We start from the raw sequence: 18199 nt of genomic DNA, 5'->3' as shown, positions 1-18199 counted from the left end.
CTCCCTATATTTACCTATTCAGATATGTGTATATCTATAGTTTAGCAAGGCTGTACATATTCTAACATGAGAAAGCAATAGTGAAAAGTATTAAGGTAACACCCTTCCTTCCATTAATGATCTTTATCATATTGATAGGCAGCCTTCACCATTTCAGAAAACAAGGGATTGACTCCACCTTCATCTGATAAAACTCCTAGGTTTACCGTTACTAAAGCATATTTTGGATGATTATAAGGAAAATATCCTGCAAACCATTTATTATGCAATTGCTTCCCATCCTTCATTACCCCAGTTTCCGCAGTACCTGATTTTCCAGCTACTTCATACGGTAAATTCTGAAACCATCTGCCTGTACCTTTATCATTTACAACCACTTCTCTTAATAATTTTTGTAATTTCTCTGCGGTAACGGGGGAAATCGTTTTTCCCGGCAAATCTTGTTGTTTAAATTTTAAAAGCGTACTTCCATTTTTATAATCTATTTCAGAAGCAGCTCGTACACTTTGCTTTTCTCCGCCTCTTGCAATCGTAGCCATCATATTAGCAACCGCAAGCGGCGTTACCCTCACCTCATTTTGTCCAATTCCAGTCAACGCCACATAATTTTTATCTTTTTTCGCTGCTTCTGATAAAAACACCCTGCCTTTTTCTTCCTCTTGCAGCTGTTTAAAATTCGTTGTGTGGTACACATTTCCTTCCCAACCAACCATTGTCGTTAAAGTTAATTTCTCTGCGTATTCTTCCAGTAAATTCTCATCGACATCTTTTAGTTCCTTCGCAATGGTCGCAAATGTATTGTTACAGCTTACCGCAAAGCTATTTGTAAAATTTAACATACCATGCTGATAAGTTGGATCTGGGTCTCCATTGATTTTTCTGCTGCAATCATAGGTTCGGCCATCATCGTCAAGCTTATGATCAATCGCTGCTGCTGCTACAACCGTTTTAAAGACTGAGCCAACGATTTGCTGTTTTAGCATATAGTTGTTTATTCCATCTGTTTCAAAAGGATTATTACTGTTAATATGTGGCCTTGATACGATTGCCGCAATCGAATTTGTTTCTAAATCTAAAAGAACTAAACCACCTTTTTTAATTCCTTGCTCATCGACTAGTTTTTCAGCAGTTTCTTGAAGATTTTTATCAATCGTTGTTTTTATATTAACAGGATAAAAGGGATTTCCTGGTTCTGTATATTTTACATTGATGCCAAATAACGGACCTCCTGTTGCATCGACATGATAGACTAGCTTTGCTTCACCATCCGGCAGCAAAAACTCATCAAAGCTTTTTTCAAGACCGGTAACCCCCATTAATGTGTCCATGGACAACTTTTTATCTGGATATCTTTTCGCAAGCAGCTCTTCGTTTTGCCCTGTTATGCCAAGTAATTGTTCAGCAAGATTATTTTTCAGATTATATTTTTTATCGACTGCAAACACGCCAGGGATCGCTAATTTATTTACCTCATCCCTTTGTAACGTCGTAAGAGTCGTTGGATTGTTTCCTCCAAATACAACAGGCTCCTTCGCATTTTTAACAGCATTCGTTAAATTGTATTCAGAAACCCCAATAATATCCGCTATTCTTTTATGATCCCACTCCATATTTTGTAAAAAAGGAAAAAGAATTAAAACAGTTTGTGTTTGTTGTGTAAGCGACTCTCCGTGTCTATCCAAAAATCCCCCTCTGCCATTATCTAAAACCATCTCTTGAGATCGTTGCTTGACACTCGCTTCCACTAAATTTATATGATGCTTTGTAAAATGTTCTGTTTCCACAAGCTGGATTTGCACTAATCGGGCAAGTAATCCTCCTAAAATGATTAAAAATAATATCGTAATACCAACTGCTCTTTTTCTCCACATAAAAAACACCTCATCAACAGTGTTGACGAGGTGTATTCTTTTCAAACCATCATTCTTAGAGTATGTTCAAAAAGCCGCCCAAATTAAAGCTTAGAATAATATAATCGTTGGCTTGCATCTAATTTTTCCCTTATTGAACTCACACTATTAGAATTATTAATTAATTGTTACAATCTTTACATTCATTTCTCCACCAGGAGTTTGCACGACTACTTTATCGCCAACTTTTTTGCCGATAAGGCTTTTTGCGATAGGTGAATCGTTAGAAATTTTTCCTTCGAATGGATCTGCCTCTGCACTACCTACAATCGTATATGTCTCTTCTTCTCCATCTGGAAGCTCAATAAAAGTAACCGAGCTGCCTAATGATACAGAATCTGTATCTAATTCATCTTCAGAAATAATTTTCGCATTACGAATCATATTTTCAATTGTCGTAATTCTACCTTCCACAAATGCTTGCTCTTCTTTTGCAGAATCGTACTCAGAATTCTCTGACAAGTCTCCGAAGCTTCTTGCTATTTTAATACGTTCTACTACTTCTTTTCTTTTTACTGTTTTTAATTGCTCTAATTCTTGTTCTAATTTTTCTTTACCAGCCAATGTCATCGGAAATACTTTTTCCATCGTGATCTTCCACTCCTTCATGTTTCCATATCAATCATCATATATAGAAAGGTGTTTTATGTATATGAGGTTGTTCAAAAAGCCACCAAAGATAAACGGCGAATCTTTCGTTGGTTTGCTTCTCTGCTACTCACGTATTTAACTTAACACAGAGGATCTTCAACTAAAAACGCTCACGTCCTGTGGGCAACGTTGAAATCACCACATCCTGTGAAAGTCCGCTGCGTTGCTCAAAGCCACACCGCCTCGACCTTCTTGCTTCTTAATTTGTTCCCTTTTTTAACTCACACTATATGAGATTAAGCGCGTCTTGTGTAGAGACGCGCTTTTTATTCTAATAGAAAGAGTTTAATACTTATTGCGAAAAAAAGAAAGCCTTTTTTATAAATGGTAAGACAGTTTAAACTTTTTCAACTTAGATGAGTGTCTAGCTCCAACGCCTATCGCCTATCGTACTTCAGGTCTTCTCCCTACGATAAGTCAACATCGAATCGCTATCGCTTTTCGTGTTTCCTTTATCTCAGTCGAAGCCCCTTTAGTCCGTACGGCGATGAACAAGGCGCTTCCGCTTTTATTATTATACATTCTTTCCCATAAATATACGAATAATTGATAATCCCCTACAATTAAATAAGTTTACAAATAATAACTGTTGATTCCTGAATGTAAAAGAAACTTTAAGACTTCGTAAACATTCTTTATCTGCTATTGTTTCATAAAAGTGATTTTTGTTCAAGAATTGTTTGTATTTTTGTTACCATTAAATCAATGGCTACATGATTATTGCCGCCCTCTGGCACAATAATATCTGCATACCTTTTTGTTGGTTCAATAAATTGATTATGCATAAGACGAACGACATTTACATATTGATCGATAACCGACTCCATCGTTCTTCCTCGATCCTGAATATCTCTTAAAAGGCGTCTAATAATACGAAGGTCTGCATCTGTATCAACAAATAATTTTATGTCCATTAGATTGCGCAGTCTTTCATCTTCTAAAATAAGAATTCCTTCAATAATAATAACGTCTTTCGGTTCTACGGTAATTATTTCATCTGATCTTGTATGAATGGCATAATCATATACTGGTTTATTAATTGGTTCATACTTGATTAATTTCTCAATATGTTCGATCAGCAGCTCTGTATCAAAAGCTAGTGGATGATCATAATTTGTATTTAATCTTTCTTCAAAAGGTAAATATGATTGATCTTTATAATAAAAATCTTGTTCAATCATTAAAATGGAACGGTCATTAAAACTTTCAAAGATTGCTTTGGATACGCTCGTTTTTCCTGATCCAGATCCCCCAGCGACACCAATTACAACCGGTTTTCGTTGCATGTAATTAGAGCTCCTTCCGCATCATGTTGTTTGGAAATACTGGATAATCCACTTTAAATTGAACAATTTGAAGCGGATGTCGTGCTGCATCCAATTCATTTCCGTCCTCGTCCCATATAGTTCCTACAACCATTGTAAAATTATCGATTTCTGGTCCAAAAAACTCGATTTCCTGGCCAGGTTTAAAGTAATTTCGCTGTTGTAGTGTAACGATTTGTGTTTCTTTATTATAATCAAGCACTAAGCCGGCGAAATCAAAAGTAGTCTTTTTGCTATGATTTCCAAACATTTGTTCTTTATACCCAGGCTGTCCTTCAAAAAAGGCAGGTGCTGTATCTCTGTTTGCACATTTATCTAATTCTTTTAACCATTCTTCGTTGATGACGAAATTATCTGGATCTGCACAATAGGAATCGATCACTTTACGATATACACTTACCACTGTGGCAATATAATGAATCGACTTCATTCTGCCTTCAATTTTTAAGCTGTCAATGCCCAGTTCAATCATCCGTGGAATCGATTCAACTAGTTTTAAATCTTTAGGACTCATTGCAAAAGGTGCATCTTCTTCTGAGAATAAAGGGTTTTCCTTTTTGTCTTCCAACTTAAATAAATCATAGTCCCAACGGCAAGACTGACAGCATCCGCCTCGGTTTGAATCACGTGCTGTCATATGGTTGCTTAATGTACATCTGCCAGAATAAGCAATACACATCGCACCATGAATAAATGTTTCGATTTCAATATCTACTTTTTCCTTCATTTCCTGGATTTCATCTGCGCTTGTTTCACGTGCTAATACAACACGCTCTAAGCCCTCTTCTTTCCAGTATTGAACAGCCTTCCAATTGGAAAGAGATTGTTGTGTACTTAAATGCACTTCAATTTCTGGAGCCACTCTTCGGCATGTTTCGATAATTAAAGGATCAGCAACGATAATTCCATGTACTCCAGCTTCTTTTAACCCTAATAAATAATCTTCTAACCCATCAATATTTTCATTATGTGCAAAAATATTTGTTGTTACATAAATTTTTGCATTATATTTTTTAGCAAATTCCACTCCTTCTTTCATTTCTTCAAAAGTGAAATTGCCTGCATTTGAACGAAGACCGTATTCTTGACCACCAATAAACACAGCATCTGCTCCATATGAAACAGCAATTTTTAATTTTTCTAAATTCCCTGCTGGCGCCAATAATTCTGGTTTTTTCACAATAACTCTTTTTCCATCTCTTATTTCCGAAATGGGTGATGTTACGATTGTCATATTTCCTTCCTCCTTTTCTCCTTAATAAACGGTTTCTTTAAAGAAAAATCCTGTATCAAGCGGTCTGTTTACCGGTTGGATTTTTTCAATTTCAGCTAATAATGCCTCTTTTTCTTCTTCATATTGATCCGCATCGTTACAGAACATATCAATCGCTTTACGGTATATGCTTGTAACAGCTTGAATATACGCTGAATCTTTTAACAAACCATCAATTTTAAAAGAATCAATGCCTGCATCGATTAAATCTTGTAATTCATCGACAATGCATATATCATTTGGACTCATAATATGGGTGCCATTTTCATCTTCAAAAATTGGATATTTATTGTCTCGCTCTTTATCATGAAGGAAAAGGTCTTTGTCCAGTCTTTGTTCTTCCATTTCCTTTTCTTTCCCTTGGTATTGGAAATAATGTCCAAGTAGAGAACGCTTCGATTGGAACATCGTTGTCATTCCATGAACTTGAATTTCAATTTCCACTTCAGCATGTTCTTTTATTTCGATAATGCTGTCCATGCTGATTTCTCTTGCCAATACGGAGCGCTTCGCTCCTTTGTTGCCCCAATAATTACATGTGTACCAGTTAGTTCCAGTCGTTTCTGTACTCCAGTGTAATTTCATATTTGGTGCTACTTCACGAACAACCATTAATACCCCAGGATCACCGAAAATAATTGCATCTGCTTCTACTTCCTTTAAAAAAGCAACATACTCATACAGTTCATCAATTTTTTCATTATGAAAAATTGCATTTATCGCAACATATACTTTTTTCCCTTTTGCATGTGCTAGTTCCATCGCCTTTTTGACGTCTTCTCGATTAAATTCACCAGCCAACCGCAATCCAAATTTTTGCTCTCCAATAACAAAAGCATCTGCTCCACTTTCGATTAACGGATTGATATCATCTACACAAGTTGGTGTAACGAGTAATTCAGGTTTCTTCATTTTTCTCTCCTTTTTTTACTAATAGCTATGCCATCCCCTACAGGTAAAATAATCGTATCGTATTGTGGGTGATTCATTAGCCATTGATTGTAATTATTTATTTTTCTTACTAATTGTCTAACATTTCTACTTTCAATATTTTCACTTGCTACTAAACCGTGAAACAATACATTATCTGTAAAAATAATACTTTCTTTTGTTAACATTTTTGAATATATATCAAAGAACTTTCGATACTGACTTTTAGCTGCATCGATAAACAGCACATCAAAAGGACCATATTGTTCGACTTCTTCTTCGAGTTCAAGAGCGTCTCCTTGAATCAAAATCACTTGTTCTTCTTTTTGTAGTTTTGCAACATTTTGTTTTGCCAATAGATATCGATCTTCATCTCGTTCGACAGAAATTATTTTACTATCAGGTAAAGCTTCAGCCATTCTTAACGCAGAATAACCAATCGCAGTACCGATTTCGAGAATTTTTTTAGGCTGCTGAATGCGTAATAGCTGCAACAAGGATTCTATTCCAACAAGCTCCATAATTGGCACATTATTTTCATGAGCATAACGTTCTATTTCCATAAAATGCTCACTTCTTTTTGGAATTAACTCCTCTAAATATGCGGTTATTTTATTATCCTGCATGTCAACACTCCCTATAATTAGAAAAGCGGAAGCGCCTTGCTCAGCCCTAAAGAAAAATGTTCATTTGACTCGAAAAGTGCTTTTACTTTTAGAGGAAAATGGTTATTTTTCCACAAGAACTGGCTGCTTGTGCTAGACACTCATCTAAGTTAAAAAATTTATACATTCTTATCTTTATAGCTCTGTTAAACTTGCCTGTTGATTTCCGCTTCAGGCGTTCGCTTTCCGCGGGCGGTCCGGGAGCCTCCTCGGCGCTGTGCGCCTGTGGGGTCTCCCTCTGACTCGCTTTTCCCGCAGGAGTCTCACGCCTTCCACTCCAATCAACATAGTGCCAAAATTAACAATGAGCTTTATCATAGCCATCTTTTAAAAAATGCTCCACCCGAAAATAGTTAGCTTCTTATATAAAGAACCTAACTACTAATCACACTCGCGAAGCATATAACAAAAAAACATCCATTTATCATTTCATCGTTTACTTAAAAACACTTGTACTATTTTAACATAAAATAAGAGGGAAAGCTAACTAATCTGCTTTCCCTCATAAATTTTTTCATTATTGATTGGTGATATATTTAGCTTTCAATTTATTATGTTCAGTTAATGTTTTCGAAAAATGTACTTTTCCATCTTTGGAGGCTAAAAAATATAAAAAGTCTGTTTGTTCAGGATGAATTGCTGCTTCCATCGACATCGTTCCTGAATTGGCGATCGGCCCAGGCGGCATGCCTTTATTTTGGTACGTATTATACGGAGAGTCCACTTCTAAATCTTTATACGTCACCTTCGCTTTATGTTTTCCTTGTGCATACAATACCGTTGGATCCGTTTGCAGCGGCATTCCTTCTTTTATCCGGTTATAAAATACACTTGCGATGCTGTCACGGTCTGCTTTTTTCGTCGCTTCTTTTTCAATCAGTGACGCCATCGTTAAAAATTGATGTACACTCATTTCCTTTTCTTCCATGTCTCCCTGATATGTTTGTATAACACTTTCCGTTTTATCTAACATAACGGTTACAATATCTTCAAGAGAAAGATTTTTTTTATAAAAAGAATACGTTGCAGGAAAAAGATAGCCTTCCAGCGGATGCTTAATATTTTTTGCCAACATTTCTGTTGTTAATAAGTCAGGATATTTATTCATAAGCGTCTGAATAAAACGTTCATCATTCAGCTGTTTTATAATATCCTTTTCTGATTGTTTTGTTTTTTTCGCAATTAACGCAGCAATTTCATCTAATTGCTTTCCTTCAGGAATAGTTAATGTAAATATTGGTTTTTGCAACACTTTCCCTGTTTTTAAGCTATCAATAATTTGGGTAAACGTCATGGAAGGATTCATATGATATTCTCCTGCCATAAAATCGGACTCATTTTTAAATTTCACAAAATATTTAAACACTCTTGCATCTTTTACGAGGCCTTTATCTTCTAGCGCTTGAGCAATGCTTGATACACTTGAACCTATTGGAATCTCGACAATTATTTCTTTTTTACTGCCAGGATCAACAGGCTTTAATGCGGAGTTAATATAAAAATAACCTGTAAGAGCTATAATCCCAATTACTAGTATTAAGGCAATCGCAATCCTGCCAACTATTTTCCTTACTATTTTCGCTTCGTTTTGTCTTTCTATCATTTTCTCCCAAAACAACTCTTTCTTATTTTTTTCTTCTTTATCTTCGTTAGACACGTATTTCCCTCCTAGCTACAAGGGCTAAAAACCGCCCCAAAAAAACTCATATCTCGACTCATTATACTATAATATTTATTGTAAGTCGCAGAAAATAGCAGAATGCTGCAAATACGGTACTTTTTTCATTCAACCAAAAAGGAGACGACCTAATTTCAGGTCGCCTCCAAATTTATTATTCTTCGTCTTGATTTGACAGGAATGTATTTAGCATTTCTTCTACTAAATCCCATTCTTCATCTGTTTCAATTGGAGAAAGTTCGCCATCACGAGTTTCTTCGTTTGGAATAAAAGAAGATGCATGGATGTCAATTTCTTCATCCTCATCATCATTTTCGCCAATTGGATAGTATAATACATAAGATTTGCCGAATTCTTCTGATTCAAATGTAAAAAGGATTTCGCATAACTGCTCATTGCCTTCTTCATCCACTACTGTAATTGTATTTGTTTCACCGTGTTCCATTTCTTCACCTCATTATTTTTGGCTGTCTAAATAGCCTTGTAAAATCATCGATGCTGCCATCTTATCAATGACTTTTTTTCTTTTTTTTCTGCTAATATCTGCTTCCAGTAAAATTCTTTCCGCAGCCATCGTTGTTAAACGCTCGTCCCACAAAACGACTGGAAGGCCAAACTTTTCTTCTAACAGCTTTGCGTAGTGCATGCTAGCCTCGCCACGAAATCCAACACTGCCATTCATGTTTTTAGGAAGGCCAACAACTATTTTACTTACATCATGCTCAACAATCAATACTTCTAATCGACTAAAACCAAATTCGTTTTTTTCTTCATCAATTTTAATCGTTTCAATTCCTTGTGCTGTCCAACCAAGTGCATCACTTACCGATACACCTACTGTTTTTGAGCCTACATCCAAGCCCATAATTCGCATTTGTTTATTCCTCTCGTTGCTGTTTTAAATAAGACTTAACCAGCTCTTCAATAATCTCATCACGCTCAAGTTTACGAATGATATTACGTGCATCCATATGTCTTGGAATATAAGCAGGATCTCCTGAAAGTAGATAACCAACTATTTGATTAATAGGGTTATAACCTTTTTCTTGAAGCGCACCATATACTTGATATAATACTTCTTTTATATCATGCTCATATGGTTCTTCAGGAAAATTGAATCTCATTGTTTTGTCGAATGAGCTCATTATACAACACCTCATTTCTCTATTCATGCCTGTTCAAAAAGGAGGACAAAAAGAGCGAAGAAGCAAGCTGAAACCGAAATTCGCAAGCTTATTTCCCGGACTTTTTGAACAACCTCTATTAGAGCGATTTCTGTTAATAGTTACCTACATTTTACACTACTTACTCATAATATCAAACGGATTTTACCCATTCTTCTACAAAATTTAGCGCATCTTGTAATTTAGAAGGATCTTTTCCTCCAGCTTGAGCCATATCTGGACGGCCGCCGCCGCCGCCGCCGCAACGTGTTGCTACTTCTTTAATAATTTTTCCTGCATGGTAGCCTTTTTCGATTAAATCTTTTGTTACTCCTGCAATTAAATTCACTTTTCCTTCATTGACACTGCCGAGAACAATGACAACAGATCCTACTTTTTGTTTTAAGTCATCTGCCATCGTGCGAAGATTATTCATATCTACCCCTTGAATATTAGCAACAAGAACATTTACACCATTGATTTCTTTTACATTATCTACAAGATTCCCCGCTTCAATATTGCTGATTTTAGCAGCTAACGATTCATTTTCCCGTTGCAGCTGCTTCACTTCTGTTAATAAGCCATCAATGCGTCCAGCAATATCTTTTGGATTTGTTTTTAATTTTGCTGAAGCTTCTTTTAATAAGCCGATTTGATCTGTTAACTGTTGATATGCTGCTTGACCAGTTACTGCCTCAATTCTTCGTGTGCCAGCTCCAATTCCTGCTTCAGATACAATTTTAAATAATCCAATTGCAGAAGTATTATCAACATGACATCCACCGCAAAGCTCTAAACTGAAATCTCCAACTTGTACAACGCGGACAATCTTCCCATATTTTTCACCGAATAATGCCATTGCTCCCATCGCCTTAGCTTCTTCGATATTTTTATAATCGGTTTGTACAGCAATGCTATCCCAAATCTTTTCGTTAACGATTCTTTCTATTTGTTCTAGTTCTTCTGCAGTAATTTGGCCAAAATGAGAGAAGTCAAAACGAAGACGATCACTTTGAACTAATGATCCTGCTTGGTTTACATGTGTACCTAGAACATCTTTTAATGCTTGATGCAATAAATGTGTTGCCGTATGATTTTTAATAATTTTCGAACGGTTGGCACTATCAACATTTGCCGTTACTGTGCTATTGACTGTTAGAACACCTTCTGTTACAACCCCACTATGAAGGTTTTGTCCGTTTGGCGCTTTTTGAACATCTTTAACATTTACTAAAGCTGCTTCTGCTTGTAAAGTTCCGATATCCGCAATTTGACCGCCGCTTTCAGCATAAAAAGGTGTTTTATCCAAAATAAATTGAATCTCATCACCAGCCTGTGCTGTATCAACAAGTTCGCCATTTTTTAATAGCACGATTACTTTGGATTCAGTTGTCCAAGCATCATACCCTACAAATTCACTTTCTGCTTTAATATTTCCTAATTCAGCATTTTGAACTTGCATGCTGTCTACTTCTTGCCTTGCTTTACGGGCGCGGTCTCGTTGACTTTCCATTTCTTTTTCAAAGCCATCATGATCTACTTTCATGCCTTGTTCTTCTGCATACTCTTCTGTTAATTCAACAGGGAAACCATACGTATCATATAAACGGAAAACATCTGCACCCGAAATGATTTCAGTACCTTCCGCTTTTGCTTTTTCTATTACAGCTTCAAGGATCGCCAACCCTTCATGAAGTGTTTCATGGAAACGTTCTTCTTCGCTTTTCATTACTTTTTGAATAAATGCAGCTTTTTCTTTTACTTCTGGATAGAAATCCACCATTATTTCACCGACAACTGGCACCAATTCAAACATAAATGGACGGTTAATATGAATGGTTTTCGCATAACGAACTGCTCTGCGCAATAATCTTCTAATTACATAACCTCGGCCTTCATTAGAAGGAAGCGCCCCGTCTCCAATTGCGAACGCAACCGTGCGGATATGGTCTGCGATTACTTTAAATGCTTCGTCAAATTGCTTTTCTTTTCCATACTTTACATCAGCGATTTGTTCAGTTGCTTGAATGATCGGTACAAATAAATCTGTATCAAAATTCGTCGGCACATTTTGGATAACAGATGCCATACGCTCTAACCCCATACCTGTATCAATGTTTTGCTTTGGCAGTGGTGTATATGTGCCATCAGGGTTATGATTAAATTCGGAAAAAACAAGGTTCCATACTTCTAAATAACGATCATTTTCTCCACCTGGGTAAAGCTCTGGATCGTTTTCATCATTGCCGTATTCTGGTCCGCGGTCATAAAATATTTCTGAATTCGGACCACTTGGACCTTCTCCTATATCCCAGAAATTCCCTTCTAAACGAATAATTCGTTCTTCCGGTATACCGATTTTGTCTTTCCAGATGGCATAAGCTTCATCATCTTCTGGATGAACGGTTACCGATAATTTTTCTTTATCAAAAGCAACCCATTTTTCATCTGTTAAGAATTCCCATGCCCATTCAATTGCTTCTTCTTTAAAATAATCGCCAATAGAAAAATTCCCTAGCATCTCAAAAAAAGTTTGATGCCTTGCTGTCTTTCCTACATTTTCGATATCGTTTGTTCGAATGGATTTTTGCGCATTCGTAATTCTTGGATTTTCCGGAATTACTCGTCCATCAAAATACTTTTTTAATGTAGCTACTCCACTATTTATCCATAAAAGAGAAGGATCGTCGTGGGGAACTAATGATGCACTAGGTTCTACTGCATGTCCTTTTTCTTGGAAAAACTCTAGAAATTTCCTTCTAATTTGTGCTCCGGTTAATACTTTCACTATAAAAAACCTCCTATTATGTAAAAAATATACTTATCTGATTAATACAAGATAAGTGAAATATGAAATTTTCAGCATAAAAAAAACTTCCATCCCTGGACAGGGACGAAAGTTTTACTCGCGGTACCACCCTGATTACGGCAACAATAAACATTACCATCTCTCATCATTCCTTAACGCGGAAAAACGGCAGGGATTAGCTGCATTCAAGAAATAGCTTTCGATTATCCTTCACTTAGAATTTCTTCCAGCCTACGGAAATTCCTCTCTAGTATGCACTACGCATGAAAGTGGACTATAATCTACTTCAATCTATCAACATATTGTCTTAATTTTATTCTACATTTCGCATTATACTGATTATTACGCAGTATTGTCAATAACGTTCTCTTTATCCTTCGTTCATCTCTCTTCTTCCGAAATGCTTCCTCATATGGATAAGTGCTACTTTTAGTACGGACAATATAGGAACAGAAACAATCATTCCTACAATCCCTCCGACTTTTTCCCCTGCTAGTAAAGCAAACATAATAATAAGGGGATGCAAATGCAGGCTTTTTCCAACGATATAGGGAGATAAAATATTGCCTTCTAAAAATTGCAGAACAATAATAATAACAATCGTAATAATCACCATTCTAACGGACATTGTACATGCTATAATAACAGCTGGCACAGCTCCGATAATTGGTCCAAAATAAGGAATGACATTTGTAATGCCAATAATCATGCCTAGTACTAATGGATACTTGAAATGAAACAGCCAAAATAAAATAGAAGAAATAGCACCAATAATAAAACAGACAAATAACTGTCCTCTTATATAACTTCCTAAAGATACATTCACATCTTTTATAAAAACGGCGCTGCTCTTTCTCCATTTTTTTGGTGTAATAAACCAAGCTGCTTTTTTTACGGCGTTTATATCTTTTAACATATAAAAGGAGATAAATGGAATTAACATAATAATAATAAAGGAGTTTACCATCTCCATTGCCCCATTTAATACTTTGGTAACGAGGCCATCCATTTTCACTTCAAATGATTCAATGCCATTATCCACTTTATCTTGCAAGTTCGGCGGCCACGCTTTTGTTTTCTCTTGAATAGATTGAATCCAACCTCTGTACTGATTGGCAAGATCCGGTGCATTTTCGGTTAGTTCCTCAAGCTGATGGATAAAAACAGGAATTCCTTTATACAATCCATATCCAAGTCCGCCAAAAAATAAAATATATATAAGAGCAACTGCCATTCCTCGGTGCAAGCCTTTACGATGCAGCATTTCAATAACTGGATGTAGTAAATACGTAATAAAAGCACCAATAATAAATGGAGAAACAACTTTTAATATTATTTCTACTATAGGCATCCAAATTGGAGATAATTTAATAAAGACAAATAATACAATAAACAATAATAACGTAAATGCTAAACGATAATACCACTTCATTCTTATATCCATAAGACACCCTCCGCTTCTATTTTGGGTGAGATAGAGGGATTTTATGCAAATTGTGGATTTATTAACGAGAATTTTATCCCCGTTTTTTATTTATCTTCTTTTTTGTCTATTTTATCTTTGAATTTTTCGATTTATCTTCTTTTTTATCTATTTTATCTTCGTTTTTTTCCGATTTATCGATTTTTTTACAAATATCGACAAAACCCAGACATATAAAAGCCACAATATCACAGAATATCCTGCAATATTATGGCTTGTATCTTACAATATAAACCGGCGATCATCTTCTGCAAATAAATCATCAAGTGAACTTAAACTGCCGTCTTCTTCTACTTGATGTGTATGAATTACCCCTTTTACTAACGATAATTCAATATAACAATTCCAGCAATAATATTGGCTTATGCCAATTTTACCGATATCTTTGCTTTGGCAGTTTGGACATTTTAACATGGGAAACACCTCAATTATATTAATCATACGATCATATCTTTCCGACTTTTGCAAAGGAAAAATAGCACCGTTCAAGTATTCCCATTTTGTCCTAAAATCTGCCCATTTATACCAATTAATTCTTCTTAGGAGTCGGCATTTATTTTTTTATAAGCAATCAATTGGTAAAAGAAAATAATATTGTTATTCATAATAATAGAATAACGATATTATTTTTCTCTTATGTACTGCAAGTATGCCCTGTAATCATTGCCAGTCATTTAATATTCACATCACTTGATGTTTTCAAAATTATCCTCCATAAAATCATATGGAGTTATATTTTCCATTCCAATAAGAGGATCAATTTCGTTTATTCGATCACTATAAAATAAACTATGTGCATCTTCGTTAGAATCAACTTCTATTTGGCTGCTTGCATTATTTGGCTGCAATAAAGTTTCCTTTAATTTATCCTGAAGGGTTGTTTGCCGGGAGAGCTCATCATTTCTGCTTACTCCAATCTCCATTGCTTCCAACTCGCCAAGAAGTATTAAAAACTGCTTGCTTCGTGTTATTCCGGTATACAATAAATTTCGTTTTAGCATCCGATAGTAGCTTTTTACAATCGGCATAATCACAATCGGAAATTCACTTCCTTGCGATTTATGCACAGAACAGCAAAACGCATGCGTAATCTGCATTAAATCTTGGCGTGTATAGGTTGCTTCGATTCCATCAAAAGATACAACAACCATGTCTTGCTTTTCGGTATTCTCTTTCGCATAAAAAATCGAAACAATTTCTCCCATATCGCCGTTATACACATGGTTTTCCGGCTGATTAACAAGCTGAAGCACTTTATCTCCAATACGGTATTTAACATCACCAAACTGCAGTTCTTTTCTTGTACCATCAGGATTAGGGTTTAATATCTCCTGAAGAATGACATTTAAGCGGTCGATGCCTGCTGGACCTCGATACATCGGTGCCAATACTTGAATATCCATGGGGGCATAGCCTTTATTTTTTGCATTTAAGACGACTTTTTTAATTGCTTCCCCAATCTGGCTCGGCATACATTTAATAAAGGAACGATCCTTTTGCTGCTGCGTAATATTGCTTGGCAATGTTCCTTTTTTCATTTCGTGAGCAAGTTCTATAATAGAAGATCCTTCTGCTTGGCGATAAATATCAATTAATCGGACCGTTGGGATGCATTGTGATCCAAGTAAATCTTTTAATACTTGTCCAGGTCCCACTGAAGGCAATTGATCCTCATCCCCTACAAGGATTACTTGAATAGATTCTGGCAACGCTTTAAACAATTGATGGGCAAGCCATATATCTACCATCGATGTTTCATCAACAATTAAAATTTTTCCTGCCAATGGATTATCTTCATCCCGATCAAATTCTCCCGAACCGTTCCATCCCAATAATCGGTGTATCGTCACCGCAGGCAGACCAGTAGATTCCGTCATCCGTTTAGCAGCTCTTCCAGTTGGCGCCGCTAATATAAATGGAAATACTTCTTCTTTTTTATATTGTTTCGGATCCAATGAACAGCCATGCAGCTCTCCATATAATTCAACAATCCCTTTAATAACGGTCGTTTTTCCTGTTCCTGGACCACCCGTTAACATGAGCATTGGAGACATTAAAGCGGTTTGAATCGCTTCTTTTTGTGACGGAGCATACTGAACGCCTAACCTGTCCTCTAATTGCCCTAATGCTAATAAAAACTCTGATTCAGGAAACTGCTCCGCATATTCGGATTGCTCTAAAACTCTTTGAATATTTCGAACAAGCCCTTTTTCAGAAAAATAGAGGGAGGGAAGATAGATTTTTTTATCTTCTACGATGATTTTCCCTTCTTCTTCCAAGTGGATGATTTGTTCAGCAATACGAGAAAATTCTATCTCTTCCTGCTTATTTTCCTCGAGAAGATCTTTTACCTTTTCTAATAAATACTCAGCTTGTATGTACACATGACCTTCTTGAACGCTTGCAACTTCTAAAATATAAAAGCAGCCCGCTTTTAATCGGTCAGGGTGATTGCCCGTAATGCCTAATTGTGAACCTAAATCATCAGCACGCCCAAAACCAATCCCATCAACATCTTCTACTAATTTATAAGGATTTGTTTGCACAATATCTAAAGTCGTTTCTTTATATGTCTGATATATTTTCATCGAAAGCTGTGGACCAAACCCAAATTGATGCAATGCAATCATCGCCTGTTCCAATCCTTGGTGCTTCATTAACGTATCATACACAACTTTTGCTTTGTCAGGCGGAAGTTTTGGGACTGTATCGAGCAGCGATGGTTTATTTAAAATTTGCGATATTGCATTTTCTCCTAATGTTTCCACAATATTTTCCGCTGTTTTTCTGCCGATTCCTTTAAATAAATCACTGGATAAATACGTTATAATCCCATGTTTGGTTTGCGGCATCTCTTTATGAAAAGAGGTAACTTGAAATTGTATACCAAACTTAGGGTGTTCTTTAAAATCACCAAAAAAACAATACGTTTCATCTTCATGAATTTTCGGCAAATAACCTGTAATGACGGCTTCTTTATCATCATAGCTATCATTCGTCTCATCGACGCGAATTCTCATCACCGTATATAAATTTTGCTCATTATGGAAAATAGTGACAAGTTGACGTCCTTTAATATACTTTTTCTGATCAGCAAAAAGGTCCATTGCATTTTGTTCTTCCAAGTACGCTCCCTCCTTTCTATGGAAAAGGGGACGGAGCTGCGCGTATTGCAATAACAGCTGTAACATGATGGTGCTCATTCTTTTTGCTTTCCTAGTAAGCAGAAAGGTTTAGCTTCGCTCACGCCGCCTTCATTGTATGGAGCCTGCTTATACTTTTATTTCTTTTCCACCAAGGGTTGTGAATAGTAGCTCATGTTCGTTTCTGATAAAAATGATCTAGAACTTATGCTTCTAAGATTTTTTTGCCGTAGCCTGCAAGCATATGATCCGGCTGAATCGCTAATGCTTGATTAAACATTTCCATTGCTTTTTTTGAGTCCTCTTTAAAACCGTATGCGACCCCTAAATTATAATAAGCATCTGCATGATTAGGATCTAATTGAACACATTGGTTAAACTGCTTGATTGCTTCTTCTATATATTCTGCTTGTGCAAGGCATAATCCTAATTGAAAATAAGCTTCCGCATCTTGATCATTCAGCTCAACCGATCTTTGTAAATAAGGAATCGCCATTGTCGGATTTTCTAAAGCAATAAGGGTAAGACCTAACATAAAGAAATTATCGCTGTTTTCCATCCCTTTTTGTATGGCCAATTCAAACATCGTTTTTGCGTCGTCTAGCTTTTCATTTTCAAAATAAACATTTCCTGCACTATAGTAAGCAGCAGCTGCATTTTCATCTAATTCGATTGCTTTTTTATAAAAAGTCAACGCTCTTTCTTGATCCCCTAACGCAGATAATACATTGCCAAAATTTATATAAGAAACAGGGTTTTGTGGATCCTTTTCGATTTCCTCCATAAAAACTTTTGCAGCTTCTTCCCATTTTCCTTCTTGCATATATTGTATTCCAAGTTGATTATTTTCCATTTTAACACTCCATTACTTTCTTTATGTACAAAGTATAGCATACTTCTTCCTTGCTCGCCTTTTATCCTCGAATGGCTACGGTCTGCTGTTTTCAAATGGCAGTTTTCTCAAAGTTTATTGTTTTTTACGTAAAAAAATCGGAGAAGAAATACTCAGCAGACTGAATATACGTAGACTCCTGTGGGAATGCGAGAAAGACGAGACCCCACAGAAGCGTATGCGACGAGGAGGCTCGACGCTCGCCCACGGAAAGCGAAGTGTATTCAGGCTGCGGGTTTAAAAGCAACAATCTATACGAAAACAGCCTTTCAAATAA

Annotated in this window: 15 protein-coding genes; all 15 read right to left on the bottom strand. The window is 36.2% G+C overall.

Annotated elements, in window-relative coordinates; genetic code table 11:
• Positions 1–113: 113 nt before the first annotated feature.
• The 15 genes from ACTYA4_RS09090 to ACTYA4_RS09020 all read right to left on the bottom strand — a co-directional run bounded on the left by ACTYA4_RS09090 (position 114) and on the right by ACTYA4_RS09020 (position 17883).
• Entirely contained in the window at positions 114–1871 is a 1758-nt protein-coding gene (locus tag ACTYA4_RS09090) for a peptidoglycan D,D-transpeptidase FtsI family protein (protein WP_443480793.1), read from the bottom strand.
• Between the two features lie 156 nt (positions 1872–2027).
• A complete protein-coding gene (greA, locus tag ACTYA4_RS09085; protein WP_443480811.1) occupies positions 2028–2504 on the bottom strand; it encodes a transcription elongation factor GreA in 477 nt (158 codons plus the stop codon).
• A 707-nt stretch (positions 2505–3211) separates the two neighbouring features.
• The gene (udk, locus tag ACTYA4_RS09080) at positions 3212–3847 is read right to left on the bottom strand and encodes a uridine kinase (protein WP_443480792.1); all 636 of its coding nucleotides are present in this window, start codon (positions 3845–3847) and stop codon (positions 3212–3214) included.
• Between the two features lie 4 nt (positions 3848–3851).
• The gene (locus tag ACTYA4_RS09075) at positions 3852–5120 is read right to left on the bottom strand and encodes a peptidase U32 family protein (protein WP_443480791.1); all 1269 of its coding nucleotides are present in this window, start codon (positions 5118–5120) and stop codon (positions 3852–3854) included.
• A gap of 21 nt (positions 5121–5141) precedes the next feature.
• Positions 5142–6071, bottom strand: coding sequence for a peptidase U32 family protein (locus ACTYA4_RS09070; RefSeq protein WP_443480790.1), 930 nt, complete (start codon positions 6069–6071; stop codon positions 5142–5144).
• Complete coding sequence (locus ACTYA4_RS09065; RefSeq protein WP_443480789.1) at positions 6068–6715, bottom strand: O-methyltransferase; 648 nt, start codon at positions 6713–6715, stop codon at positions 6068–6070. The genes ACTYA4_RS09070 and ACTYA4_RS09065 overlap by 4 nt, the downstream gene beginning before the upstream one ends.
• Before the next feature lie 556 nt (positions 6716–7271).
• Complete coding sequence (gene mltG, locus ACTYA4_RS09060; RefSeq protein ID WP_443480788.1) at positions 7272–8411, bottom strand: endolytic transglycosylase MltG; 1140 nt, start codon at positions 8409–8411, stop codon at positions 7272–7274.
• A gap of 175 nt (positions 8412–8586) precedes the next feature.
• Positions 8587–8877 (bottom strand): DUF1292 domain-containing protein, encoded by a 291-nt coding sequence (locus tag ACTYA4_RS09055; RefSeq protein ID WP_443480787.1) that lies wholly within the window; start codon positions 8875–8877, stop codon positions 8587–8589.
• Positions 8878–8889: 12 nt separating this feature from the next.
• Positions 8890–9306 (bottom strand): Holliday junction resolvase RuvX, encoded by a 417-nt coding sequence (ruvX, locus tag ACTYA4_RS09050; RefSeq protein ID WP_443480786.1) that lies wholly within the window; start codon positions 9304–9306, stop codon positions 8890–8892.
• 4 nt (positions 9307–9310) lie between these two features.
• Positions 9311–9577, bottom strand: coding sequence for an IreB family regulatory phosphoprotein (locus tag ACTYA4_RS09045; protein WP_443480785.1), 267 nt, complete (start codon positions 9575–9577; stop codon positions 9311–9313).
• Positions 9578–9749: 172 nt separating this feature from the next.
• The gene (gene alaS, locus ACTYA4_RS09040; RefSeq protein WP_443480784.1) at positions 9750–12383 is read right to left on the bottom strand and encodes an alanine--tRNA ligase; all 2634 of its coding nucleotides are present in this window, start codon (positions 12381–12383) and stop codon (positions 9750–9752) included.
• A 391-nt stretch (positions 12384–12774) separates the two neighbouring features.
• A complete protein-coding gene (locus ACTYA4_RS09035; protein ID WP_443480783.1) occupies positions 12775–13848 on the bottom strand; it encodes an AI-2E family transporter in 1074 nt (357 codons plus the stop codon).
• A 261-nt stretch (positions 13849–14109) separates the two neighbouring features.
• Complete coding sequence (locus ACTYA4_RS09030; protein WP_443480782.1) at positions 14110–14301, bottom strand: YrzR-like zinc ribbon domain; 192 nt, start codon at positions 14299–14301, stop codon at positions 14110–14112.
• A 272-nt stretch (positions 14302–14573) separates the two neighbouring features.
• Positions 14574–17012, bottom strand: coding sequence for an SF1B family DNA helicase RecD2 (recD2, locus tag ACTYA4_RS09025; protein WP_443480781.1), 2439 nt, complete (start codon positions 17010–17012; stop codon positions 14574–14576).
• Positions 17013–17235: 223 nt separating this feature from the next.
• Entirely contained in the window at positions 17236–17883 is a 648-nt protein-coding gene (locus ACTYA4_RS09020; RefSeq protein ID WP_443480780.1) for a tetratricopeptide repeat protein, read from the bottom strand.
• Positions 17884–18199 lie beyond the last annotated feature (316 nt).

It is taken from the genome of Niallia yueguangensis, assembly GCF_052663115.1.
The sequence above is the reverse complement of the archived record's forward strand: the minus strand, read 5'-3'. Positions and strand labels throughout refer to the sequence as shown.